At 69.2% G+C, this 21,862-nt stretch carries 21 protein-coding genes, 1 tRNA gene and 3 pseudogenes; 13 read left to right on the top strand and 12 right to left on the bottom strand.

Going from position 1 to position 21,862, the window contains the following annotated elements:
- Positions 1 to 53: 53 nt before the first annotated feature.
- Both AB0F10_RS03660 and AB0F10_RS03655 read right to left on the bottom strand, forming a co-directional pair.
- The gene (locus tag AB0F10_RS03660; protein WP_360620243.1) at positions 54 to 545 is read right to left on the bottom strand and encodes a RidA family protein; all 492 of its coding nucleotides are present in this window, start codon (positions 543 to 545) and stop codon (positions 54 to 56) included.
- Entirely contained in the window at positions 542 to 697 is a 156-nt protein-coding gene (locus AB0F10_RS03655; protein ID WP_125811916.1) for a DUF4177 domain-containing protein, read from the bottom strand. Before AB0F10_RS03655 ends, AB0F10_RS03660 begins: the two co-directional genes overlap by 4 nt.
- 152 nt (positions 698 to 849) lie before the next feature.
- Here AB0F10_RS03655 and AB0F10_RS03650 point away from each other — a divergent pair, with 152 nt between their 5' ends.
- The 3 genes from AB0F10_RS03650 to AB0F10_RS03640 all read left to right on the top strand — a co-directional run bounded on the left by AB0F10_RS03650 (position 850) and on the right by AB0F10_RS03640 (position 3,915).
- Positions 850 to 1,740 (top strand): hypothetical protein, encoded by an 891-nt coding sequence (locus AB0F10_RS03650; protein WP_360620242.1) that lies wholly within the window; start codon positions 850 to 852, stop codon positions 1,738 to 1,740.
- A 23-nt stretch (positions 1,741 to 1,763) separates the two neighbouring features.
- The gene (locus AB0F10_RS03645; protein WP_360620241.1) at positions 1,764 to 2,714 is read left to right on the top strand and encodes an ArsA-related P-loop ATPase; all 951 of its coding nucleotides are present in this window, start codon (positions 1,764 to 1,766) and stop codon (positions 2,712 to 2,714) included.
- A 61-nt stretch (positions 2,715 to 2,775) separates the two neighbouring features.
- Positions 2,776 to 3,915: an ArsA family ATPase gene (locus tag AB0F10_RS03640; RefSeq protein ID WP_360620240.1), complete on the top strand. Its 1,140-nt coding sequence runs from the start codon at positions 2,776 to 2,778 to the stop codon at positions 3,913 to 3,915.
- Between the two features lie 6 nt (positions 3,916 to 3,921).
- Here the strand turns inward: AB0F10_RS03640 and AB0F10_RS03635 are convergent, their stop codons facing one another.
- Complete coding sequence (locus AB0F10_RS03635) at positions 3,922 to 4,224, bottom strand: WhiB family transcriptional regulator (protein ID WP_041832981.1); 303 nt, start codon at positions 4,222 to 4,224, stop codon at positions 3,922 to 3,924.
- Positions 4,225 to 4,538: 314 nt separating this feature from the next.
- On the opposite strand from AB0F10_RS03635, the gene AB0F10_RS03630 reads away from it, so the two are divergent.
- Entirely contained in the window at positions 4,539 to 6,941 is a 2,403-nt protein-coding gene (locus AB0F10_RS03630) for a transglycosylase domain-containing protein (protein WP_360620239.1), read from the top strand.
- Positions 6,942 to 7,007: 66 nt separating this feature from the next.
- Here AB0F10_RS03630 and AB0F10_RS03625 read toward each other — a convergent pair whose 3' ends face one another.
- Positions 7,008 to 7,460 carry a GatB/YqeY domain-containing protein gene (locus AB0F10_RS03625; protein WP_360620238.1) on the bottom strand — a complete coding sequence of 151 codons (453 nt, stop codon included), beginning with the start codon at positions 7,458 to 7,460 and terminating at the stop codon, positions 7,008 to 7,010.
- A 25-nt stretch (positions 7,461 to 7,485) separates the two neighbouring features.
- Between AB0F10_RS03625 and AB0F10_RS03620 the strand changes: the two genes are divergently transcribed.
- On the top strand, positions 7,486 to 8,379 hold the full coding sequence (locus AB0F10_RS03620; protein ID WP_360620237.1) for a metallophosphoesterase: 894 nt from the start codon (positions 7,486 to 7,488) through the stop codon (positions 8,377 to 8,379).
- Positions 8,380 to 8,451: 72 nt separating this feature from the next.
- Positions 8,452 to 8,525 (top strand) — tRNA-Pro (locus AB0F10_RS03615).
- 105 nt (positions 8,526 to 8,630) lie between these two features.
- Here the strand turns inward: AB0F10_RS03615 and AB0F10_RS03610 are convergent.
- Positions 8,631 to 9,108, bottom strand: a pseudogene (locus tag AB0F10_RS03610) (LacI family transcriptional regulator); the annotation flags it as partial.
- Here AB0F10_RS03610 and AB0F10_RS03605 point away from each other — a divergent pair.
- A pseudogene (locus AB0F10_RS03605) lies at positions 9,106 to 9,808 on the top strand (transposase); the annotation flags it as partial. The pseudogenes AB0F10_RS03610 and AB0F10_RS03605 overlap by 3 nt on opposite strands.
- A gap of 875 nt (positions 9,809 to 10,683) precedes the next feature.
- Here the strand turns inward: AB0F10_RS03605 and AB0F10_RS03600 are convergent.
- The 5 genes and pseudogenes from AB0F10_RS03600 to AB0F10_RS03580 all read right to left on the bottom strand — a co-directional run bounded on the left by AB0F10_RS03600 (position 10,684) and on the right by AB0F10_RS03580 (position 13,659).
- Positions 10,684 to 10,908, bottom strand: coding sequence for a hypothetical protein (locus tag AB0F10_RS03600; RefSeq protein WP_360620236.1), 225 nt, complete (start codon positions 10,906 to 10,908; stop codon positions 10,684 to 10,686).
- Positions 10,909 to 10,967: 59 nt separating this feature from the next.
- Positions 10,968 to 11,162 (bottom strand): annotated as a pseudogene (locus AB0F10_RS03595) (IS3 family transposase); the annotation flags it as partial.
- A 163-nt stretch (positions 11,163 to 11,325) separates the two neighbouring features.
- Positions 11,326 to 12,429 (bottom strand): phospho-N-acetylmuramoyl-pentapeptide-transferase, encoded by a 1,104-nt coding sequence (gene mraY, locus AB0F10_RS03590; RefSeq protein WP_360620235.1) that lies wholly within the window; start codon positions 12,427 to 12,429, stop codon positions 11,326 to 11,328.
- Positions 12,430 to 12,811: 382 nt separating this feature from the next.
- Positions 12,812 to 13,522: a hypothetical protein gene (locus tag AB0F10_RS03585; RefSeq protein ID WP_360620234.1), complete on the bottom strand. Its 711-nt coding sequence runs from the start codon at positions 13,520 to 13,522 to the stop codon at positions 12,812 to 12,814.
- Complete coding sequence (locus AB0F10_RS03580; RefSeq protein ID WP_360620233.1) at positions 13,519 to 13,659, bottom strand: hypothetical protein; 141 nt, start codon at positions 13,657 to 13,659, stop codon at positions 13,519 to 13,521. Before AB0F10_RS03580 ends, AB0F10_RS03585 begins: the two co-directional genes overlap by 4 nt.
- Before the next feature lie 139 nt (positions 13,660 to 13,798).
- Between AB0F10_RS03580 and AB0F10_RS03575 the strand changes: the two genes are divergently transcribed.
- The 4 genes from AB0F10_RS03575 (at position 13,799) to cutA (ending at position 17,317) form a co-directional block, all read left to right on the top strand.
- Positions 13,799 to 14,470, top strand: a complete 672-nt coding sequence (locus tag AB0F10_RS03575; RefSeq protein ID WP_360620232.1) for a hypothetical protein — start codon at positions 13,799 to 13,801, stop codon at positions 14,468 to 14,470.
- A gap of 254 nt (positions 14,471 to 14,724) precedes the next feature.
- On the top strand, positions 14,725 to 16,131 hold the full coding sequence (locus AB0F10_RS03570; protein WP_360620231.1) for a D-glucuronyl C5-epimerase family protein: 1,407 nt from the start codon (positions 14,725 to 14,727) through the stop codon (positions 16,129 to 16,131).
- Positions 16,132 to 16,259: 128 nt separating this feature from the next.
- The gene (locus AB0F10_RS03565; RefSeq protein ID WP_360620230.1) at positions 16,260 to 16,931 is read left to right on the top strand and encodes a hypothetical protein; all 672 of its coding nucleotides are present in this window, start codon (positions 16,260 to 16,262) and stop codon (positions 16,929 to 16,931) included.
- A 38-nt stretch (positions 16,932 to 16,969) separates the two neighbouring features.
- Positions 16,970 to 17,317, top strand: coding sequence for a divalent-cation tolerance protein CutA (gene cutA / locus AB0F10_RS03560; RefSeq protein WP_360620292.1), 348 nt, complete (start codon positions 16,970 to 16,972; stop codon positions 17,315 to 17,317).
- Here cutA and pyrE read toward each other — a convergent pair.
- Positions 17,277 to 17,792, bottom strand: a complete 516-nt coding sequence (pyrE, locus tag AB0F10_RS03555; protein ID WP_360620229.1) for an orotate phosphoribosyltransferase — start codon at positions 17,790 to 17,792, stop codon at positions 17,277 to 17,279. The two genes, cutA and pyrE, sit on opposite strands and share 41 nt — an antisense overlap.
- A gap of 139 nt (positions 17,793 to 17,931) precedes the next feature.
- Here pyrE and AB0F10_RS03550 point away from each other — a divergent pair, with 139 nt between their 5' ends.
- Both AB0F10_RS03550 and AB0F10_RS03545 read left to right on the top strand, forming a co-directional pair.
- Entirely contained in the window at positions 17,932 to 20,199 is a 2,268-nt protein-coding gene (locus AB0F10_RS03550; RefSeq protein WP_360620228.1) for an EAL domain-containing protein, read from the top strand.
- A 107-nt stretch (positions 20,200 to 20,306) separates the two neighbouring features.
- On the top strand, positions 20,307 to 20,603 hold the full coding sequence (locus AB0F10_RS03545) for a hypothetical protein (RefSeq protein WP_360620227.1): 297 nt from the start codon (positions 20,307 to 20,309) through the stop codon (positions 20,601 to 20,603).
- Positions 20,604 to 20,663: 60 nt separating this feature from the next.
- Here AB0F10_RS03545 and AB0F10_RS03540 read toward each other — a convergent pair whose 3' ends face one another.
- Positions 20,664 to 21,755 (bottom strand): glycoside hydrolase family 19 protein, encoded by a 1,092-nt coding sequence (locus AB0F10_RS03540; protein ID WP_360620226.1) that lies wholly within the window; start codon positions 21,753 to 21,755, stop codon positions 20,664 to 20,666.
- Positions 21,756 to 21,862 lie beyond the last annotated feature (107 nt).

The raw sequence follows: 21,862 nt of genomic DNA, 5'->3' as shown, positions 1-21,862 counted from the left end.
GTCCGGGGACCGGATGTGCGATCCGGTCACCGGCGGTCACCTACCGTCCGGGTTCAGGAAATCTCCGCGATGACCTCGACCTCGACCGGTGCGCCCAGCGGCAGTTCGGCGACGCCGACGGCGCTGCGCGCGTGCCGGCCCTGCTCGCCCAGCACCGCGCCGAAGAGCTCGGAGGCGCCGTTGACCACGGCGGGCAGGCCGGTGAAGCCCTCCGCCGCCGCCACGAAGCCGGTCACCTTGACGATCTTGACGATCCGGCCCAGGCCGACCAGCGAGTCGATCGCGGCGAGGGCGTTCAGCGCGCAGTAGCGGGCCAGCTCGGCGCCCTGCTCGGCGGTGACGTCCGCGCCGACCTTGCCGACCTGCGGCAGCTTGCCGTCGACCATCGGCAACTGGCCGGAGACGTAGACGTAGTTGCCGGACTGCACGGCCGGCACGTAGGAGGCCAGCGGCGGCACGACCGCCGGCAGCGTGAGGCCCAGCTCGGCCAGGCGCGCGTACGCGTCCACGCCGCCGTCCCCGCTCACCGGGGTGGGCGCCGTCACGACTTGGCCCGCTTCATGTACGCCACCAGCTGCTCGGAATTCGGGCCCGGCACGACCTGTACCAGCTCCCAGCCGTCCTCGCCCCAGTTGTCGAGGATCTGCTTGGTCGCATGGACCAGCAGCGGCACGGTCACGTACTCCCACTTCTGCATTGCTCGTCCAGCTCCCTGTCGCTCGGCTCGGGGCTCGTGCCCGTCGACTTCGGCGACAGCCTATCCAGGCCACCGGAGCTGCCTCGCGAGTGTCCGGATTTCGTTACGCTGAGCACGGGGCGCCGCCCGATTCCGCAGGCCGAGGGGGCACGATGACGCAACCGCCGCAGGGCGAGTCCACGCGCATGTCCTCGGTCACCGCCGCGCCGCCGCCGGACCTCGACGACTTCCTCGATGGGCCGCCGGCCGCCGGCGTGCCCGAATGGCCGCCGATCGGTGCCTTCCCCGACGAGTCCGGTCCGCCCGCCCCGGAGCCCTCCGAGCAGCCGACCGAGGTCGTCGAGGGCGACATCGTCTGGCATCAGCCGCCGCCGTCCGAGCCGTTCCACGCCCGGCACGAGCGGCCCGGCGAGTGGCGGATCCCGCCGCCGGAGCACCTGTCCTGGGAGCACTCGCCGCCCGCCGAGGTGCAGCCGGGCGTGCAGCACGACGAGCCGACCGAGGCGATCTCGCTGAGCATGCTGCCGCAGCCGTGGCAGGTGCCGTTCGACCCGCACACGACCGAGACCACGATGCCGGTGCTCACCGGCGCCGAGCGGCAGCGGCGCACCGGCCTGCGGGTCTCGCTCGCCCTGGTGGTCACCCTGCTGATCTTCGCCGGCGGGGCGGTGTCGGCCGTCATGCTGCTGCGCGACGGCGACAGCGGCAAGGGCGAGCCCGACCCGGTCACCGCCGTCAACACCTTCATGACCGCGGTCTACATCCAGCAGGACGCGGCGGCGGCCGGGGACGTCGTCTGCCGCGAGGCCCTCGACCAGGACAAGCTGGACGACCGGGTCAGCCAGATCAAGGCGTACGCCAGCGAGTACGACGCGCCCACCTTCAGCTGGACCGAGCCGGCGGTCACCAGGCAGACCGACGACCGGGCCACGGTCGTGGTGCCGCTCACGATGACCACGGACGACGAGAAGGCGGCGCAGCAGCAGCTCACCTTCACCGTCGTGCACAAGACCGACTGGCTCGTGTGCGACATCGGTAGCTGAACCCAGGCCGTACGCTCGGTGACGTGGCTAGCAACGATTGGCCGGCGCGGCTGCACGTCGTCACCGGCAAGGGCGGTACCGGCAAGACCACTGTGGCCGCGGCGCTCGCGCTCGGGCTGGCCGCGGGCGGGCACCGCACGCTGCTGGTCGAGGTCGAGGGCCGGCAGGGCATCGCCCAGCTGTTCGGCACCGACCCCCTGCCGTACGCGGAGCACCGCATCGCCACCCCGATCCGGGGCGACGGCGAGGTCCGCGCGCTGGCGGTGGATCCCGAGGAGGCCCTGCTCGAGTACCTCGACATGTTCTACAAGCTGGGCGCGGCCGGCCGGGCCCTGCGCCGGATCGGCGCGATCGACTTCGCCACCACGATCGCACCCGGCCTGCGCGACGTCCTGCTCACCGGCAAGGTGAAGGAGGCGACCACCCGCTCGTCCGACGGCCGGCGCGCGTACGACGCGGTCGTGCTGGACGCGCCGCCGACCGGCCGGATCGGCCGCTTCCTCAACGTCACCGCCGAGACCGCCCGCCTGGCGAAGGTGGGCCCGATCAAGACGCAGAGCGACGGCGTCGCCTCGCTGCTGCGCTCGCCGATCACGTCCGTGCACGTGGTGACGCTGCTCGAGGAGATGCCGGTGCAGGAGAGCGTCGACGCGATCGCCGAGCTGTCCGCGCTGCACATCCCGGTCGGCCGGATCATCGTCAACGGCGCCCGGCCGCCGCTGCTCACCTCCGGCCGGGTCACCAAGACCGAGCTCAAGCGCGGGCTGGCCGCGGCCGGCCTGCCCGCCGACGCGGCGACGGTCAACGGCCTGCACGCCGAGGCGCGGGCGCACCTGACCCGCCGCGGGCTGGAGGAATCGATGCGCGCCGAGCTGGCCGAGCAGGGGCGCCCGATGGTGGAGCTGCCGCTGCTCGCCGGCGGCGTCGACCGCGACGGCCTGCACGAGCTGGCCGCCCGCCTGATGGCTGTCTGACCCGCCACACCCCACGCCGCTCTGCATCGCGCACAGGCTACGAGTCAGTACGCTCGGAAACGTGCCTGCCGACCGGACAGCCCCTCGCCTGGACGTCGACGCCCTGTTGGCCGACCCGGGAACCAGGATCGTGGTCTGCTGCGGCGCCGGCGGCGTGGGCAAGACGACCACCGCCGCGGCGCTCGGCCTGCGGGCCGCCGAGCGGCACGGCCGCCGCACGGTGGTGCTGACCATCGACCCCGCGCGCCGGCTGGCGCAGTCGATGGGCCTCACCGAGCTCGACAACACGCCGCGGCAGGTCAAGGGCATCGACACCGAGGCGACCGGCGGCGAGCTGCACGCCATGATGCTCGACATGAAGCGCACGTTCGACGAGGTCGTGCAGGCGCACACCTCGCCTCAGCGCGCCGCGGAGATCTTCGCGAACCCGTTCTACCAGGCCATGAGCTCGACCTTCTCCGGCACGCAGGAATACATGGCGATGGAGAAGCTGGGTCAGCTGCGCGCGGGCGACGACTGGGATCTGATCGTGGTCGACACCCCGCCGTCCCGCTCGGCGCTGGACTTCCTGGACGCACCGGCCCGGCTGTCGCGCTTCCTGGACGGCCGGATGCTGCGCCTGCTGATGGCGCCCGCCCGCGGCGGGCGCAGCATGTTCAGCCTGGTCACGGCCTCGTTCGGGGTCTTCTCCCGGGCCGTGCAGCGGATCCTGGGCGCCCAGTTGCTGACCGACCTGTCCGGCTTCGTCTCGGCCCTGGACTCGATGTTCGGCGGCTTCCGGCAGCGCGCCGACGAGACGTACCGGATCCTGCAGGACCCGCAGACCGCGTTCCTGCTGGTCGCGGCCCCGGAGCGGGACGCGGTCGGCGAGGCGGCCCATTTCGCGGAGCGGCTGGTCGCGGAGCGCATGCCGCTCGCGGGCCTGGTGCTCAACCGCACCCACGGCGCCACGCTGACGAGCCTTCCGCTGGAGGCGGCCGAGGCCGCGGCGGTCGCGCTGGACGCGGCCGGCGATCAGCAGACCACCGCGGACGCGCTGCGGATCCACGCGGCCCTGCTGCGCCTGGTCGAGCGGGAGCTGAAGGTGGCGGCGCAGTTCACCGACGCCTTCCCGCAGGTGCCGACGGTGGCGGTGATGGCGCAGCCCGCCGACGTGCACGACGTCGACGGGCTGCGGACAATCGGTGCTGCGCTGGCCTGAAATGGATCAGCGGGTGGAGACGAGTACCTTGTCGGCGCCCTTCTCGCGAAGCGCGGCTTCGAACATCTTCCGCCAGCTCGCCACGTGCGGGTGCCGGCGCAGCAGTGCGCGGCGTTCCCGCTCGGTCATGCCTCCCCAGACGCCGAACTCGATCCGGTTGTCCAGTGCGTCGGCAAGGCACTCGTAGCGGACCGGGCAGCTGCGGCAGATCCTCTTCGCCACGTTCTGCTCGGCGCCCTGCACGAAGAGTGCGTCAGGGTCGCCACTCTGACACGCCGCCATGCTGGGCCAGTCGCTGATCATTCCCATCTGTCCACGTCCCCCCTTGCTTCCCCCTGACATCTGAGCGCCCATGTCCCCCAAGTCGCGCAGACGTCGTGCGATAGCTCGCCGGATCATCATGCTCTGTAGTCAGGCAATTACGCAACGTTGTCCCTCAAAAACGTATACCTCGGTATTTCCGGGCATCCAGGGCCTACCGGACAGTAAGAAATTTTGGGGAAGTTCCCGGGAATCGCCACACTTGCGCTCCGGATGGAGGAGACTCATTCTGGGCGAATCGCAACCTTCTCGACACGCGTTCACGTGCGTTATTCGCGTACCCTGCTCAGGTGACCTCCTGGATGCGCAGACGCGATCACAACATCTTCGCGAACGCGACCTCGCTGCTTATCTGTGGCCTGCTCGCGGGCGTTGTCGTCGCCGCCGCCGCGTTCCCCGCGGTCGCCATGTCCGGCCTGGCGGCAAAGGCCGGCGGCGAGACCTTCGCCAGCCTGCCCAGCGAGCTCAGGCAGGCGACGGCACCGCAGATCACGCGGATCTTCGCGTCCGACAACAAGACGCAGATTTCGGTGTTCTACGACGAGTTCCGCAGCGACGCCCCGCTGAAGGACATCTCCAAGAACATGCAGAACGCGATCATCGCGGCCGAGGACCACGAGTTCTACAAGCACAACGGCGTCGACCTGAAGGGTGTCGCCCGCGCGATCGTCAGCAACAAGAGCGGCAAGTCCCAGCAGGGCGCCTCGACGCTGACCATGCAGCTGGTCCGGATGACCCTGGCCTACTCGGCGACCAGCCCCCAAGAGGTCGTCGACGCCACCAAGGACACGCCCAAGCGCAAGATCACCGAGATGAAGTACGCGATGCAGATCGAGAAGGAGCTGAACAAGGCCAAGATCCTTGAGGGCTACCTGAACGCCGCGCCCTTCGGAAACGGTGCCTACGGCGTCTACGCCGCCAGCCAGGTGTACTTCAGCAAGAAGCCCAAGGATCTGACGGTCGCCGAGTCCGCCCTGCTGGCCAGCATGGTGAAGGCGCCCACCGCGTTCAACCCCACGACCGCCAGCGGCTACCCGCAGGCGCTCGACCGCCGCAACTACGTCATCAACGACATGAAGGACCTCGGCCTCATCACCCCGGCCGAGGCCCGCAAGGCGACCGCGACGAAGATCAGCCGCACGGTCAAGCGGCCCGGCAACGGCTGCGTGTCCGTGGCGAAGAACAGCTGGGGCTTCTTCTGCGACTACTTCTACCGCTGGTGGCTCAGCCAGGACGCCTTCGGCGCGACCACGTACGACCGTGAGCGGCGCCTGAAGAGCGGCGGCTACCGCATCCAGACGTCGATGGACATCAAGGGGCAGCAGGCGGCCCGCAAGAACATCAGCGAGCACATCTCGGAGAAGAACAAGAACGCGCTGCTGCTCGCCGGCATCCAGCCCGGCACCGGCCGGGTGCGCGTCCTCGCGGCGAACCGCCGGTTCAAGCTGGACAACCCCGACAACCCGAAGAACAAGATCTCCTCGGACCCGCGCAAGGCGAGGAAGAAGATCCGCGGCACGTACCCGAACACGACCAACCCGCTGCTCACCGGCGGCGGCGACATCACCGGCTACCAGGCCGGCTCGGTGTTCAAGATATTCACCATCGTCGCCGCGCTGGAAAACGGCTACCCGCTCGCATACTCGATCAACGCCCCCGCCAAGTACGTCTCGAAGTACCGCATCGGCCCCGGCCGGTCCACCTGCAACGGCATCTACTACTGCCCGAGCAACGCGGGCGGCGGAGCCGGCGGCGTCACCAACATGTGGACGGGCTTCAGCCGCTCGATCAACACCTTCTTCGTACCGCTGCAGGAACGCGTCGGCGCCGAGAAGGTCGTCGACGTGGCCCAGCGCTTCGGCGTGCAGTTCCGGACGAGCACCGACGCCCAGCTCGCCTCCAACAAGGCCTCGGCACACCAGTGGGGCGCCTTCACCCTCGGCGTCTCGTCGTCGACCCCGCTGGAGATGGCGAACGCGTACGCGACCCTCGCCGGCGACGGCATGTACTGCGCGCCGACCCCGGTGCAGCAGATCACGTCGAAGGGTGGCGAGAAGATCGACGTCGGCAAGCCGCACTGCATCCGGGCCACCTCCAAGGACGTGGCCCGCGCGGCCCTCGACGCCGCCCGCTGCCCGGTCGGCGACACCGCGCAGCTCGGCAGCTGCGGCGGCAGCCGCACGGCGGCGCAGGCCCACGCGACGATCCGGCACCCGATCTACGGCAAGTCCGGCACGACCGACAACTCGAAGACCGCCGCGCTGATCATCGGCAGCAGCTCGCTGACGATCGCCGGCTACCTGGTCAACCCGGACTACCAGAACCACAAGGACCAGATGTCGCACGGCATCGTGAACCCCGCGGTCTGGAACACGATGGGCGACATCCTCAAGGGCACGCCGAAGATCCAGTTCAAGAGGCCCAGCAGCAGGAAGATCGCGGAAGGCGACCAGCGCTCCATCCCGGACGTGACCTGCGCGACCCTCGCGGGCGCGGTGGCCCGGGTCGAGAGCGCCGGCTTCAGCGCCTCGGTCAGCAACAACGAGGTCGAGTCCCAGTGCCCGAAGGGCACGGCCGCGGGCACCAACCCGAGCGGCCGGACCATCAAGGGCGGCTACGTCAGCATCGAGATCAGCAAGGGCTCGGGCAAGAAACCCGACGACCCGGGAGACGCGGAAAAGCCGAAGCCGCCACGCCGCCGATGACAACGCGGGCGGGTCACCTCCGGGTGACCCGCCCGCTTCGTTTCCACCACCGGATGGTGGCGCGCCTCAGCCAAGCTGCCTGCGCACGGCCGCGGCGACCCGGCCGCCCTCGGCCCGGCCGTCGACCGCCGCCTGTGCCGCCTTCATCGCGGGCCCCATCTGCGCCTTGCCGGCGAAGCCACCCGCCCGCAGCGCCTCCGCGACCAGCCCGTCGATCTCCTCGTCGGTGAGCTGCGCCGGCAGGTAGCGGTCCAGGATCTCGCCCTCGGCGTTCTCCTTCGCGGCCTGATCGGTGCGCCCGGCGCCGGCGAAGGCGTTCGCGGCCTCGCGGCGCTTCTTCGCCTCCTTGCCCAGCACGGCGAGCACCTCGTCGTCGCTGAGAACCTTCGCGGCGTCGCCGGCCGTCTCGGCATTACGCACGGCAGTCAAAGCCATCCGCAGCGTCGACGTGGTCAGCTCGTCACGACCCTTCATGGCGGTGTGCAGGTCATCCTTCAGGCGGTCTTTCAGCGTTCCCATGGACGATCAAACTACTCTGGCCGTCATGCGCAAGCGCTCCTTTATCGCCCTGGCCGCCGGCCTCACCGCCGTCGGCGGCGCCACCTTCGCCTACGCCTCCCTGGTCGAACGCAACATGTTCACCCTGCGCCGCTTCGACGTACCGGTGCTGGAACCGGACGCCGAACCCCTGCGCATCCTGCACATTTCGGACCTGCACATGATGCCGGACCAGCGCCGCAAGCAGGACTGGGTGGCCGCCCTCGGCGGCACCGACCCCGACCTGGTGGTCGTCACCGGCGACAACATGGCCGCCCCCGACGCCATCCCCGCCGTCCTGCGCGCCCTGGACCCGTTCCTCGGCCTCCCCGGCGCCTTCGTCTTCGGCTCGAACGACTACCGCGGCCCGATCTGGAAGAACCCCCTGCAGTACCTGCTCCCGGACCGCGAATACCAGCAGGGCGTCGACCTGCCCGCCGAGGACCTCCGCGCGGCCTTCGTCGAGGCCGGCTGGGCGGACCTGAACAACGCGAGGACCATCGTGAAGGCCGGCGGCCGCTCGATCGAACTCGCCGGCGTCGACGACCCCCACATCGAAAAGGACGACTACCCCTCGGTGGCCGGCCCGATCAACTCCGGCGCCGACCTGCACATCGGCGTGACCCACACCCCGGCCTCGCGCGTCCTGGACGCGATGGCCGCCGACGGCTTCAACCTCATGCTGGCCGGCCACACCCACGGCGGCCAGGTCTGCGTGCCCGGCTACGGAGCCCTCACCACGAACTGCGACCTCCCGCACTCGATGGCCAAGGGCCTGCACCGCTGGCCCGGCTCGGAAGCCTGGCTCCACGTGTCGGCGGGCCTGGGCACCCACCCGACCGCCCCGATCCGATTCGCCTGCCGCCCGGAGGCCACGATTCTGACGCTGACACCGCGCTGACCTGCGGACTCACCGGCAAGGGATACCGATTTCGCGACCGCCGGGGCGTCGGCTAGTATTGCTGAGCACGCTCGGGGTGTGGCGCAGCTTGGTAGCGCGCTTCGTTCGGGACGAAGAGGCCGTCGGTTCAAATCCGGCCACCCCGACCCTTAGAAACACCAGCTCAGGGCTGGTCCTCCACGCGGAGGACCGGCCCTGATTTGTTTGCCTGACCCACCTCTGGGAGTGATCCGGGAGTGGATCTTGATGTCTCACTCCCCGACCTGCTTCCGGCGAGCTTCCAGCAGCCGGTCCAGCACGACGACCGGGGAGTGCGGCGTCATCGCGAGCCGCGCGTCCAAGGCGGCCTCCCACAGCCCCGTCAGTTGGGCGAGGAACTGAAGTCGCATGGCCGGCGTGACATGTGAGTAGCGCGCCTGGACCGAGCCGTCGAAGTGCCCCATCCGGCCGTCCTGAAGAACGGCCGGGACTCCGAGCTCCTGCATCTGCGTCTTGTCGCTGTGCCGCAGGCCGTGCGGCGTCAGCCCCGAGGCGATCGGCACCCAGCAGGCGTCGGCTCTCTGCGCGGCACCGCGACCGCGAGCAGGCACCCTGGCCAGGGCTCGCCGAGCACCGGGACCGGCCGCGGGTCGTGCGGTGCGACACGCGGATACCGGCCCGAGGCAGCGGGATGGACAGCCAGGTCGCGAAGCCCGTCCGTCGCCAGTGCGGCGCAAGCCCACCCTGCGCCTGGTGCTTGCCGTGGACGTCTCGCCGTGGCTGCGCCCGGACGGTGCCTGTAGTCCACAGCGCTCGTTCTGCCATACCTACGGGCGCGGCAAGGACGAACACCGCATGATCCCGGGCTGGCCGTACTCGTTCATCGCCGCGCTGGAGACCGGCCGGACCTCGTGGACCGCGCTGCTGGACGCGGTGCGGCGGCCGCCGGGCGCGGACCTCACCACGATCACGTGCGCGCAGATCCGGCAGCTCGTCAACCGGCTCATCGACGCCGGGCAGTGGCGTGCCGGGGTCCGCGACATCCTGATCGTGCTGGACGCCGGCTACGAGGCCCCGCGCATCGCCTGGCTACTGCGTGATCTCCCCGTGGAAATCCTCGGCCGGATGCGCTCGGACCGGGTACTGCGCCGTGCCACCCCGCCGCGGGTCTACCAGCCGCAGGGCGGCCGGCCCGCCAAACATGGTGGTGAGTTCGCCTTCGGCGACCCCACGCCGGCCCGAGTGCGGCGCGGGTTTCGGAACCTCCGCGCGAGCAGCGCCTCGCCAGCACGTGCACCGAAACCAAGCCATCCCGGCCCCGGACGGCCGCCCGGTCCCGCAACCGACACACCGCGACCCGTCACGACGTCGGACTCATGCTGGTCACGGCCAGGCGCATCAACGACCGGCCCACCACCAGAAGGGCGCCAAGCCCCGCCGCACGGGTTAAAGCACAAGCTGAATGCAGGCTTCTGAACTGGGGATTCGCGAAGGTGAGCGGCCTCTGTAGAGGCGAAGATGACGGGTAAGGTCAAATCGGTGAGCCAAGTCGGCATGGGGCCCGGTGCCGGGATTGCTCTCGGTTCGTTTCCCCATGCCGTGCCCGATTCGCGAGTTTAGCGATATTCGATGTGGTGGCTCATGTAATAGTCGGGGCCGCTGCACACGGCATAACTCCTATCACTACTCGTAACATTTCTCCAAGGTCCATACTTCCAGTACGTCCCGGGTAGCAAGGCCCGGTCGCAATGAAGTGCGATCCGGAATTGGCCAGAGCTGCCGCCGACACACCATGCTTCGGCATCCATCGCTTCTTGTGAAGGTAAACGGCTCTTGCAGTTTGCCGGGAGCGGGTCAGCCAGGGCCGGCGCTCCGGACAGCACTACAGCGGCACCGCTAGCGGCGACCGCGATAGTTGCGGCGGCGACCAGCCGTGACCGCAACTTGGTATCCCTACGCTTCACTGTTTTCCTTTTTCCTTTAAAGAGACGACGACGCCGAATACCTCGGCTGAACAGTCGGGAAGATTCGCACCCAATCAAGGCCCTAATTGCCGCCTGGATTATTGCCGAATTTCCCGCCAAATGAGGCTAACGCCCACCGTGATGGCGGTCAATGACCGTGCATCATATATTGCATCTTCGCACTAATTATCTTCTTTGCCCGATTTGGGACGTATTTCGAGACTGCGGGAATGTGCGGTGCGGTCCACGACCAGGGCGACGGCTGGCCGGTGTGTTGCGCGACGTTCGAGACTGCACCTCGAACAATGCCACTTAGCTTAAGTTGATTATGGTGGTGGGCTGGGGCGCTGTGGCTGTGGTGTCACGCGGCGAGGGCCAGTAGTGGTAACGCGTTGGCCAGTTTGATGGTCGCGGGCCGAGCGTGGCGGGTCCCGACGTCGGTTCGACGTTTCACCCGGTAAGAGTTGTGCCGGGCACGTTTGACCACGCGCGGGTAGCTGCGGTCCCTACGGACCGGGTTGAGATGTCGCTTCGCGGTGATGCCGGCCATGATCTTGTCCCGGATCGCGGCCTGCCGCTCAGGCACGGCCCCGGCGTGGTTCGGAAGTGATGTTCCCCGGGTTTGTGGAGCCGTGACGGCTGGTTCTATGCGGCGGATATGGTGAAGTGCAGGCTTTCATATTCGTTGGGTGTGAGCATGCCCAGGAAGCTATGGCGGCGTTGCCGGTTGTGGAAGATTTCGAGGTAGTCGAAGATCGCGTTGGCCAGCTCGATGCGGGTCTTCCACTTCTTGCGGTTCAGCAGCTCCGTCTGCACACAACTGAGGGACTCTGGGAGTGATCTCGGAGTAGATCTTGAGGTCTCACTCCCCGACCTGCTTCCGGCGAGCTTCCAGAAGCCGGTCCAGGACGACGGCCGGAACGGGGCGCGAGTGCTTTCCGCGCGTGTAAGTGCGGCGTTGGAGATGGTGCCGGTTGAAACGCCGGCGACCCGCGCCTGACTGCTATCCGACGGCTGCCAGGAAGTCCGAGTAGAACAAGCCCAGGCCGACCGCAACGCAGACGCCGGCCACGATCCAGAACCGCACCACGATGTTGACCTCGCTCCACCCGGCCAGCTCGAAGTGGTGGTGCAGCGGCACCATCCGGAAGACACGCCTCCCGGTGGTCCGGAACGAGACGATCTGGATCACCCAGGTCACCGTGATGAGGACGAAGAGCCCGCCGATCAGGATCGAGAGCAGGGTGGTGCGGGTCGCCACGGCGAGCCCGCCGATCAGGCCGCCGAGCCCGAGCGAGCCAACGTCACCCATGAAGATCCGCGCCGGGGACGTGTTCCACCACAGGAAGCCCACGCAGGCAGCGGCAGCCGCGGCCGCGATCATGGCGATCTCGAGGGGATCCCGGACCTGATAGCAGTATTCGCTCGCGCGGACGTACGTGTCGTCGGCGCACCAGTGCCGGTACTGCCAGAAGCCGATCAGCGAGTACGCGCCGAGCACCAGGATCGACGCCCCGGTGGCCAGGCCGTCGAGGCCGTCGGTGAGGTTCACGCCGTTCGACATCGCCGTGATCACGAAGACGAACACCAGCACCGAGCCGACCTTGCCGACGTCGAGCCAGCTGATATCGCGGATGAGCGAGATGTGCTCGCTGGCCACCGTCTCGCCGTTGGTGCTGACCGTGTAGAGCGCGGCGATGCCGAACCCGCCGCCGACGATCGCCTGGCCGAGCAGCTTGCCCTTGGCCGACAGCCCGTCGGAGTTGCGCCGGCGCACCTTCAGATAGTCGTCGAGGAAGCCGACCGCACCACAGAAGACGAACAGGCCGAGCAGGACGAGCGCCGTCATGCTCGGCCCCTCCTGCGCGATCTGCCGTTCCGGCAGCGTCGTCAGGGCGAAGTGCCCGGCGACGTAGGCGAGGACGGTCGCCACGATGAACACGACGCCGCCCATCGCGGGTGTGCCCTTCTTGCCCTGGTTCGAGGCGAGCCCGATGGAGCGGATCGGCTGGCCGGCCTTGAGCGCGGTGAAGACCCGGATCGCCACCGGCGTGCCGAGCAGGGAGATGATGAACGCGACGGCGGCCGCGACGATGACCGCCCTCACTGGCGACCCTTGTCGTGCTCGGACAGGCCGTCGAGCTTGCGGAACGGCGCCTCCCGGCCGGCCTTGAGCGGGCCGTGCGGGCAGTCCCTCGCGAAATCGTCGATCACGGGACAGGAGCTTGCCATCCGAAGGCAAGCGGAACATCTCGGGAACGGCGCCGCCCCGCCGACGGCGCACAACGGACTGCTCCAGGCTGTCGGCCGGGGACGATTATGCGGCCGCCTCCCGGTCGAGTTGCCGCTCCTGCGCCCTGATCTCTTCGAGACGCTTGGCGATACGGTCGTGCGGAAGATCGATGGGCGTCGTCACGCACGGTAGCGCCCGCGGCCCCCGAGTTCTGCGCTCCGCTGGTCTTGCCGGCGCCACGTGCCGTGGCGGCCTGCTATGCCGGCGGGGAGAAGAATGCCTTGAGGCTGCCGCAGCCGTTTTTCGCATCGCCGGTGGCGCGGATGGTGGCGGACCCGTTCCGAGCGATCGAGGTGAAGCCGACCGGTATGACCTCGTGCACCTGTTGCGGCTGGCCGTCGGGTGACTCTCCCCAGAGCATGCACACCACCCCGACCGAGACCTTCTCGCTGTTCGGATTGGCGAGGGCGACCGCGTCGAACGTGCTGAACTTGCTCGTCGACTGCCCGGCGGCATCGACCGCCTCCACCACCACGTCCTGCGGCGCGGCCGGAAATGCCACCGTCGTCATTTCCTGGACCGACACCCGGACGTCCGCCACGTTCGCCGCGCCGTCGCCGGCGAAGGCGAGAACGTCGATTGTCGTCTTCCGGGCCGGCACGACCACCTTCCCCCGGTCGGTCCCGAAGGCCGTGCTCACGGTGACTCCCGGCAGCACCGCGCCGCCGCGGTCCACCGGGGTGATTTCGAGTGTCGGGATGACGGCCGATGTCCCCGAATTGGCGATCAGCAGCGTCTGATCCATGTGTCCGGGCGGGTTGATCCGGTCGAACTCGAACTCCAACTGGTCCGGCCCGGTGGCCTCGCTCGTGGATCGGGAGGGCGAGGTGCATCCCAGGGCAGCCAGGACCACCACGAGGGCGGCCGCCGCGCGGAGGCCGAGGAGCGGCCGAGGAGTATGGATCACGCGCGCAGTATGCCGTCCTGAGCCGCGGACATCATGAGCGGCCGCCGCACGACGAACGCGGCGCCCGCCACGCCGAGGATCGCCAGGCTGAGAAGCACGATCCGGGGCGGTGCCGACCGGGGTGGGTTGTGGCTCATGCCCACGAGAGGTCGGCCGGACCACAACTTCTAAACCAGGCGGCCTGGGTGCCGACTACTACGGAGCCTGGAGTAGACGTACGACCCGTCTACATGATCCGTTCGGACGGTGACGCCGATACGGTACCGTTCTATAGTCGTGGCTACCGGGCGGCGTGCCGCCACCACCGTCAAGCTGAAGTCGGTCTCGGTCAGCAAGAGCGCCTTCGTGTTGAGCGGCTCGACCGGCTGCTCCGCCAAGGTCACCTTCACCGCGGTGCTGAGCGCGGCGCTGCCGACCGAGGGCTACAAGTTCAGCGGCGTCGGCGTCGACTTCTTCGCGCCGGGCCACGCCGACGAGCCCTTCGACGGAGTCGCGTTCACCCAGGTCGGCACGACCACCACCTACAAGGGCTCGCTGAAGATCTGCGGCAAGTACGCGGGCAACTACCGGGCCGAGGTCTACGGCGCGCTCCTCCCGGCGAGCGGCGACCTCGACATGACGAACGTCATCGCCAAGGTGATCTCCGTCAAGCGGCCGTCGAAGCTGACCCTGAACGCGACGCCCGAGCCGGTGAAGAAGGGCAAGAAGGTCACCGCCAAGGGCACCCTGAAGATCGACGGCAAGGTGCTCTCGGGCGCGAAGGTGAAGGTCTGGTTCAAGGCGAAGGGCGCGAGCGCCTACACCTACAAGGGTGTCGCCACCACGAACAGCAAGGGCGCCTACAGCAAGGCGTTCACCGCCACCAAGACCGGCACCTGGAAGGTCTCCTACGCCGGCAGCAACACCCGCAACAACGCCGCCGCCACCGACGCGGTCGCCGTCAAGTAACCCGGATCGGCCTGCCCGGCCGGCGGCGTCTCCCAGGGAGGCGCCGCCGGCCGTTTTCAGGCATCGGGTCACGCGAACACGCAGATATGTGGATGACTCACATCACTCCACCTTTTCGACGACCGTGGGACGCCTCGCACCGGAACGGGCGGCTACGATGCAACCGCTTCTGACTGCCTTCCCAGGGGATTCCGCTCATGTCTCGTAAACGGTTGGCCCTGCTCGCAGCGGGTCTCGTCGTCATCCTTGCGACGGTGACCGGGCTGTTTCTGATGCGGGATTCGCCACACCTGGGTTCGAAGCCGGTCTCGCTGGGTCCGCTGACGTTCACCTTCGCCGCGCACGACCTGGCCATCAACGACCTCCCCCGCGAGGAGTATCCCTACGCCCGCGAAGCGCCGGTGACCAAGAAGGACAAGGGCATCCACGACAAGCACGGCGTCCGGATGCGCACGTTCGACGGCAAGATGTACAACCACCCGGTGTCCCAGGCCAGCTACGCGATCGACCTGCTGGAGAGCTACCAGATCACCAAGGACAAGTGGTATCTGGACCTGGCCGAGCGCAACGCTCAGCGGCTGATGACCGAGGCGGTCAAGGTCGACGAGGCGTGGTACGTGCCGTACCCGTTCGACTTCGCGCTGCACGGCAAGAAGACCGACATGATGATCGCGCCGTGGTATTCGGCCATGGCGCAGGGCCAGGCGCTGACCACCTTCGTGCGGCTCTACGAGGCCACCGGCGACACCCAGTACAAGAACGCCGCGGACGGCATCTTCGCCAGCTTCCTGCGGCTGCGCAACACCAAGTCGCCGTGGGTCGTGTGGGTCGACGACGAGAACCACCTGTGGCTGGAGGAGTACGCCAGCGAGGTGCCCGACCGCACCCTCAACGGCCACATGTTCGCCACCTTCGGGCTCTGGGACTACTGGCGGCTGACCAAGGACGAGCGGGCCGTGAAGCTCTACCAGGGCGCCCTGACCATGGTGAAGGACTACTTCCCCCGGTTCCGCAACGAAAACTCGCTGAGCCACTACTGCCTGGAGCACCCGGACGCGTTCTCCACCAAGTACCACCAGATCCACATCAAGCAGCTCTACACGATGTACGGCTTCACCCACGACCCCGAGTTCGCGCACATGGCCGACCAGCTGGCCTCGGACTTCCCGCCGCCGGCCGTGGACAACAAGGCCGAGGTGAAGGCCGGCACGTACACCGCGGTGCAGTTCGGCAAGGACGGGGCCACCACCGGCTCCCGCAAGGTCGTGCTGGCCGCCGACAGCCTCCAGCCGGTCGACCGCCGCGAGCGGATCCAGGGCCAGACCGGGCTGTGGTACCGCTTCACCGAGGGCGACCTGGCCGAGTGGTGGATCCAGGAGAAGGTCGGCACGGTGACCCTGCAGGGTCAGGCCGCCGACTACCCCTTCTACCCCCGCGCGCAGGCGCTGCGGGCCGACCACCGCTACGTCGGCTACACGTTCGACGCCGACGGCAAGGTCACCGCGGACCAGAAGGCGAAGCCGGAGAAGCAGACGACGTTCGACGTGGTCGAGAAGGCCATCTGGAACGGCGAGGAGTACATGCTGGCGAAGGACGGCCCGCTGGCCGGCCACTGGATCCTGCGCTCCGAGCTCAAGGAGCCGGCGGCCGCCCAGGGCTGACCCGGTCAGCCCCTCCTGGGCTTCTCGGGGCTGCCCGGCCCGCATCGATCTGGCACAATGCGTCCGTTGATCACCACGGACCGTTCGGCGTACCCGGATGTGCGGTCCATGCCGACCCAGGAGTCGTCGTGCGATGTGAGATCTGCGGTACGCCGCTGGAACGGCCGGGCCAGGCGCACACCTGCCGGACCGGGCTGCCGGTGCCCGGCCCGGCGGCGGAGACCTTCGCCCTGGCCGGCCGCCGGGTCGTTCGCTTCGCCGTGGCCTACGCGGTGATCGTGGTGATCGCCAACGTCCTCGCCTACGCGGTGCTCCGCGACGGCGTGAAGGCCGGCGGGGAGCTGGACTCGCAGGCGTCCGTCCTGGCCACCAGCTCGATCGCCATCGTCAGCCTGGGGCTCGGCCTGGTGGCGTTGGTGTGCGTCATCGGCCTGCTGGTGTCCGCCGTGGTCTGGATCATCAGCGCCCATCGGGTGACGAACGCCGGGCCCGGCCTCGCCGGATACGGCGGGCTGATCGCCGGCGTCCTGCTGATCGGCTCCGCATGGGCGCTGCCGAGCCAGGCGCCCACCCTGATCGGCGCGGCCGTCACCGAGGCGGCGCTGCGCATCGGCGGCATCGTCGTCCTCGTCGCCGGCGTGCTGCTGGTCCGCGCCCGGGTCGGGCGCGAGACCGGGACGGCCGAGCCGGTCGGCAAGCCGACGCTTGTCACCAGCGCGGACTGGGATGCCTCGACCTGGGATCCCGAGGTGCTGCGCGACATCGACCGCAAGCGCGGCGCGAACCCGGCCGCCGACTGACCGGGATCCCGCAGGCGGGCGACTACGCTCCGAGCGTGATGGACGAACAGGTCTGCGAGGTTGTGATCACCGCCGCCGACCCCGAGTGGCTCGCCGGTTTCACCCGGCGCCTGGTGGAGGACCGCCTCGCCGCCTGCGGGCAGCAGAGCGCCGCGATCCGCTCCATCTACCGCTGGGAGGGCGCCGTCCACGACGACGCCGAGGCCCGCGTCGCGTTGCATACGCGGGCCTCGCTCGTCGATCGGATCGTCGCGCGGGCCGACGCCGAGCACCCCTATGACGTGCCCTGCGTGCTGGCCCTGCCGGTGGTCGGCGGCAATCCCGCCTACCTCGACTGGGTGCGCGCTATGACAGATCAGCGCGGGTCAGCAGCGCCCGCAGGGTGATCCCGTCGGCTGCCAGCGCCTCGGCGCCGCCCTCCTGGCGGTCGATCACGCAGAGCGCGTGATCGACGTGTGCGCCGAGCTTGCGCAGCTCGCCGGTGGAGATGACCACCTGGCCGCCGGAGGTCACCACGTCCTCGACCACCAGCACCCGGCGGCCGGCGACCTCCGCGCCCTCGGCCAGGCGGGCCGTGCCGTACTTCTTCGCCTCCTTGCGGACGAACGCGCAGGGCAGCTTGGCGTGCCTGCCCAGGGCCGTCACCACCGCGATGCCGCCCATCTCGAGGCCGGCCAGCACCTCGGTGCCCTCGGGGATCAGCGCCGCCATCTGCTCGGCGAGCCGGTCCAGCAGCACCGGGTCGGCCTCGAACTGGTACTTGTCGAAATACTCGGTGGCGGTCCGGCCGGAGCGCAGAACGAATTCGCCGGTCAGGCGGCTCACGTCGCGGACCTGCCGCGCAAGGTCAGAGTCAGTCACAAGGCAACAGCCTGTCAGGCCCGGCCCGGGCGGGCGAAGGCGGCCCGGCCCCCACTCAGGTCTCGGACGAACCTGCCGAATCGGGGGATATGCAGACTGCCCCGGGACGCTGCTTCCCCGCCGGTCACGAGTCCCACGTGTGCGCCCTCGTCACGCCGGCCCCGGCGTGACGATGGCCGCCTCGTCGACACATCAGCTCACCGAGTACTTCACGGCCGTCACCGCGTCGGCCGACGAGGACGCGGCGATCGCCGTGGCGGTCGAACGTGCCGCCGGAATGGTCGGTGCGGAGGCCGGCGCGGTCGTGCTCGGCCACGAGGTGCGCGGCGCCTGGGGATTCGGCACCGAGACGCCGGTCCAGGATCTGCTGGCCGTGGTCGCGTCGGCGGGCGCGTTGTCGATGCCGGCCGTCGGCGACCTGTTCGTGGTGCCCAGCGCCCTCGGCTCGGACCTGTCCGGCGCGCTGGTGATGGCCCGCGCGGAACGGCAGTTCGGCGCCGAGGACCGGCAGATGCTCGAGGGCCTGGCCCAGGGCCTGGGCCTGGCCCTGCGCAGCATCCGGGTGCTGCACGGCGAGCGGACCGTGCGCGCCGAACGGGAGCAGGAGTCCGCCGACCGCCTGGCCCTGCTGGAGCAGGCGCACACCCGGCGGCTGCTTGTCGAGTCGCTGCTGACGATCCAGCGGGAGATCTCCAGCCGCAAGTCGATGCCGGAGATCCTGGACGCCGTGACCAGCAGCACGGCCTCGCTGCTCGGCGACGTGCCCGTGGCCCTGATCCTGGCCGAGGCGGGGCGGGACCGGCGGCTGAGCGTGGCCTCGACCTTCGGCGCCGGCAACCATCGCTTCGCCGACCCCGAGGGTCCGCACACCGAGGCCCGCGACGCGCTGGCCACCTCTACCGTGATCATGCGCCCGGCGGTTCCCGGGCATCCGGAGCGCGGCACTGTCGTCGCCGCGCCCGTGCGGGTCACCGAGGAGATGGCGGGAAGCCTGGTGGCCCGGCTGCCCTCCGCGCCGGACGACTCCCGCGACCTGCGTGACCTGCTGTCCGCGTTCGCCCAGCAGGTCAGCCTCGCGCTCACCGACGCCCGTACGGTCGAAGCGGTCCGCGAGGCGCACCAGGACCCGGTGACCGGCTTGCCGAACCGCGGCCTGTTCCTGAAGATCTTCAACCGGGTGCTGGCGGCGCGGGGCGAGGCGACCGAGCCGACCAGCGTGCTCTTCATCGACCTGGACCGGTTCAAGGCGGTCAACGACAGCCTCGGCCACGAGGCCGGCGACGAGCTGCTGGCCTCGGTGGCCGACCGGATCCGCGGCTGCGTCCGGGCCAGCGACACCACCGGCCGGCTCGGCGGCGACGAGTTCGCGGTGCTGCTGGGCGACTCGCCCGTCGAGGCCGCGACCATCATCGGCGAGCGGGTGATCGCCGCGGTGAAGGAGCCGTTCCGGATCTCGGGGCGGGACGTCTTCATCGGCGCGAGCGTTGGCGTGGCGTCCAGCCGGGAGCCGTCCGCGAACTCCAAGGGCCTGTTGAACAAGGCCGACCTGGCCATGTACCGCGCCAAGAAGGCGGGTACGGGCAAGGTCGTCGTCTACGAGCCGCACATGCACACCGAGGCGCTCGACTACCTGAGCCTGCACGGCGACCTGCAGTCCGCGATGCAGGAGGACCAGTTCCGGCTGCAGTACCAGCCCCTCGTGCGCCTCGATACGGGCGAGATCGCCGGGGTGGAGGCGCTGGTCCGCTGGCACAGCCCGACCCGCGGCCTGGTGCTGCCGACCGACTTCATCCCGATCGCCGAGGAGTCCGGGCTGATCGCGGACATCGGCCAGTGGGTGCTGGAGACGAGCGCGGCGCAGGGGGCGGCCTGGCGCCGGACCAACCCCGATCTCACGCTCAACGTGAACGTATCCGGCCATCAGCTCCGTCACCGGCAGTTCGCCGCGAATGTGACCCGGGCGCTGGCCGTGGCCGGGATCCCGGCGAGCGCGGTGACGCTCGAGCTGACCGAGTCGGTGCTGATGAACGACTCCGAGGCGGCGCTGGCCTCGCTGGCGAGCCTGCGGGAGATGGGCATCCAGCTGTCGATAGACGACTTCGGCACCGGATATTCGTCGCTCGCGTACCTGCGGGAGCTTCCGGTCGACGAGCTGAAGATCGACCGCGCGTTCGTCGACCGGGTGGAGTCGACGGTCGAGGATCTGGCGCTGGTCCGCACGATCGTCGACCTCGGGCACATCCTCGGGCTGCGGGTCGTCGCCGAGGGCATCGAGAACGCCGGACAGCTGGCCGCCCTGCGCCGCCTGGGCTGCTCGTACGGGCAGGGCCATCACCTGTGCCGGCCGGTGGACCCCGCGGAAATGCCGGAGATTCTGGCCGACCGACCGGTAACGCCCGCCGCCTAAATCCCGGAGTCACTCGTACGCGTCATTGATCAGTTGGGTTGCCCGAAGGCCGAGCAGTTTCAGCTATTTTGCGGGCTATAGGACAATAATCCGCTGAAAGGCTTGCCGTGACACCCTTCGCGCTGCTATTCCTTCTGGCCCTCGCCGGCTCGTCCTGCTTCGCCATCGGACGTGCCCTCGGACGCGGCGAACGCTACGAGAAGGGTTATCGCGAGGGTTTCCGCGACGGCGAGACCGGCTCGCTGGCCCGGGCGGCACGCCTGATCCAGATCAACGAGCGCCGGCCGATCGCGCCCGCGCTCGAGTCCATGCTGGTGCTCAGCCCCGTGCCGCAGCAACTACCCGCCCGCTCGGTCAGCCCGGCCATCGTCGGGGTCCCGGCCCGTCCGCAACTCGCCCTTTGAAACAAAGCGCGGAGGGTGCGGCCAGAGCGGCCGTACCCTCCGCGTTTCAGCAGGAGAGACTCAGCAGTAAAGGTTGCTGCCGGGGCTGACTCCCAGAATGCCCGCGAACCGGTTGTACGCGTCCACGCGGCTCTGCACCTGGGCGGGGTTGCCGCCGTTGCACTCGAGCGAGCCGTTGATGCTGCGGATCGTCTCGCCGAAGCCGCGGCCGTTGACCATCGCCTCGTGCGGGGTCATCGTGCCGGGGCCGCGCTGGGTCATCCAGTACCAGACGGCGGTCTGGTAGGCGACCGACGACTCGTTCTTGACCCGGTCGGGGTTGTTCAGCAGGTCGATGCCGAGGGCGTCGCCGGCGGCCTTGTAGTTGAAGTTCCAGCTCAGCTGGATCGGCCCGCGACCGTGGTACGCGGACTGACCGGCCGGGCAGCCGTACGACTGGGAGCGGTCGCAGTAGAGCGGCCAGTTCGCCTGGTTGATCTCCTCGACGTAGACCAGGCCGCCGGACTCGTGGTTGACGTTCGCCAGGAACGCCGCGGCCTCCTGCTTCTTCACCGTGTCACTGCCGGTGGTGGTGAACGCCGGGAACTTCTTGATCGCATCGATCAGGCCCGCGTACGAGTAGAACCCGATCCGGCTCGGGAACATCTGGTTGAACTGGGCCTCGCTGACCGGGAAGCCGCCGGTTCCGCCGGTGGGCGGCGGGGTGGTGCCGCCGCCGCTGCAGCTGTAGACCTCCCAGAACCAGGTGCTGATGATCGGGTCGTAGCCCGGGTTCTCGTACTTGGCCCGGTAGTAGTTGCCGTTCGTGTACCGCACGATCGAGCCGGCCGGGTAGAACTGGCCCGCCGCCCAGTTCGGGTAGTTGCAGGAGGTGCCGGGGGGCGGCGTGGTGCCGCCGCCGCACGCGCCGTTGTCGGCCCAGACTCCGGAGCCGCCGGTGCTCGGCGCCTCGCCCTGGGTCCACCACTTGGCGGTCCAGTTGTGGCTGTTGTAGGAGGCGCGCATGTTGCCGGTGTAGACCGCGGAGTTGTTGTACGCGGCGACGCAGGCCTCGGCGGCGTTCGACGCCGTCATGGGCACAAGCGCCGCCGCGGCACCGACCACGGCGACGCCGATGGTTGCCGCGATCGACAGGAGCCGTTTTTTGGACATGGCTCACCTTCCGTGCGTCGGGGGACGCACTGGTGCGAGAGGTGCGGGGATTCGTATCGACTCAACTAGATGTCCGGCACGTGAGTCAATATCTGTTAAGAAACTTC

This window comes from Actinoplanes sp. NPDC026623, assembly GCF_040638275.1.
Classification (GTDB): domain Bacteria; phylum Actinomycetota; class Actinomycetes; order Mycobacteriales; family Micromonosporaceae; genus Actinoplanes.
The sequence above is the reverse complement of the archived record's forward strand: the minus strand, read 5'-3'. Positions and strand labels throughout refer to the sequence as shown.

Coding starts and splice junctions, on each gene's coding strand:
- AB0F10_RS03655 (WP_125811916.1), bottom strand. CDS start 697: ATGCAGAAGTGGGAGTACGTGACCGTGCCGCTGCTGGTCCATGCGACC.
- AB0F10_RS03650 (WP_360620242.1), top strand. CDS start 850: ATGACGCAACCGCCGCAGGGCGAGTCCACGCGCATGTCCTCGGTCACC.
- AB0F10_RS03635 (WP_041832981.1), bottom strand. CDS start 4,224: ATGGGAATGATCAGCGACTGGCCCAGCATGGCGGCGTGTCAGAGTGGC.
- AB0F10_RS03630 (WP_360620239.1), top strand. CDS start 4,539: ATGCGCAGACGCGATCACAACATCTTCGCGAACGCGACCTCGCTGCTT.
- AB0F10_RS03625 (WP_360620238.1), bottom strand. CDS start 7,460: ATGGGAACGCTGAAAGACCGCCTGAAGGATGACCTGCACACCGCCATG.
- AB0F10_RS03620 (WP_360620237.1), top strand. CDS start 7,486: ATGCGCAAGCGCTCCTTTATCGCCCTGGCCGCCGGCCTCACCGCCGTC.
- AB0F10_RS03580 (WP_360620233.1), bottom strand. CDS start 13,659: ATGAGCCACAACCCACCCCGGTCGGCACCGCCCCGGATCGTGCTTCTC.
- cutA (WP_360620292.1), top strand. CDS start 16,970: ATGGACGAACAGGTCTGCGAGGTTGTGATCACCGCCGCCGACCCCGAG.
- AB0F10_RS03540 (WP_360620226.1), bottom strand. CDS start 21,755: ATGTCCAAAAAACGGCTCCTGTCGATCGCGGCAACCATCGGCGTCGCC.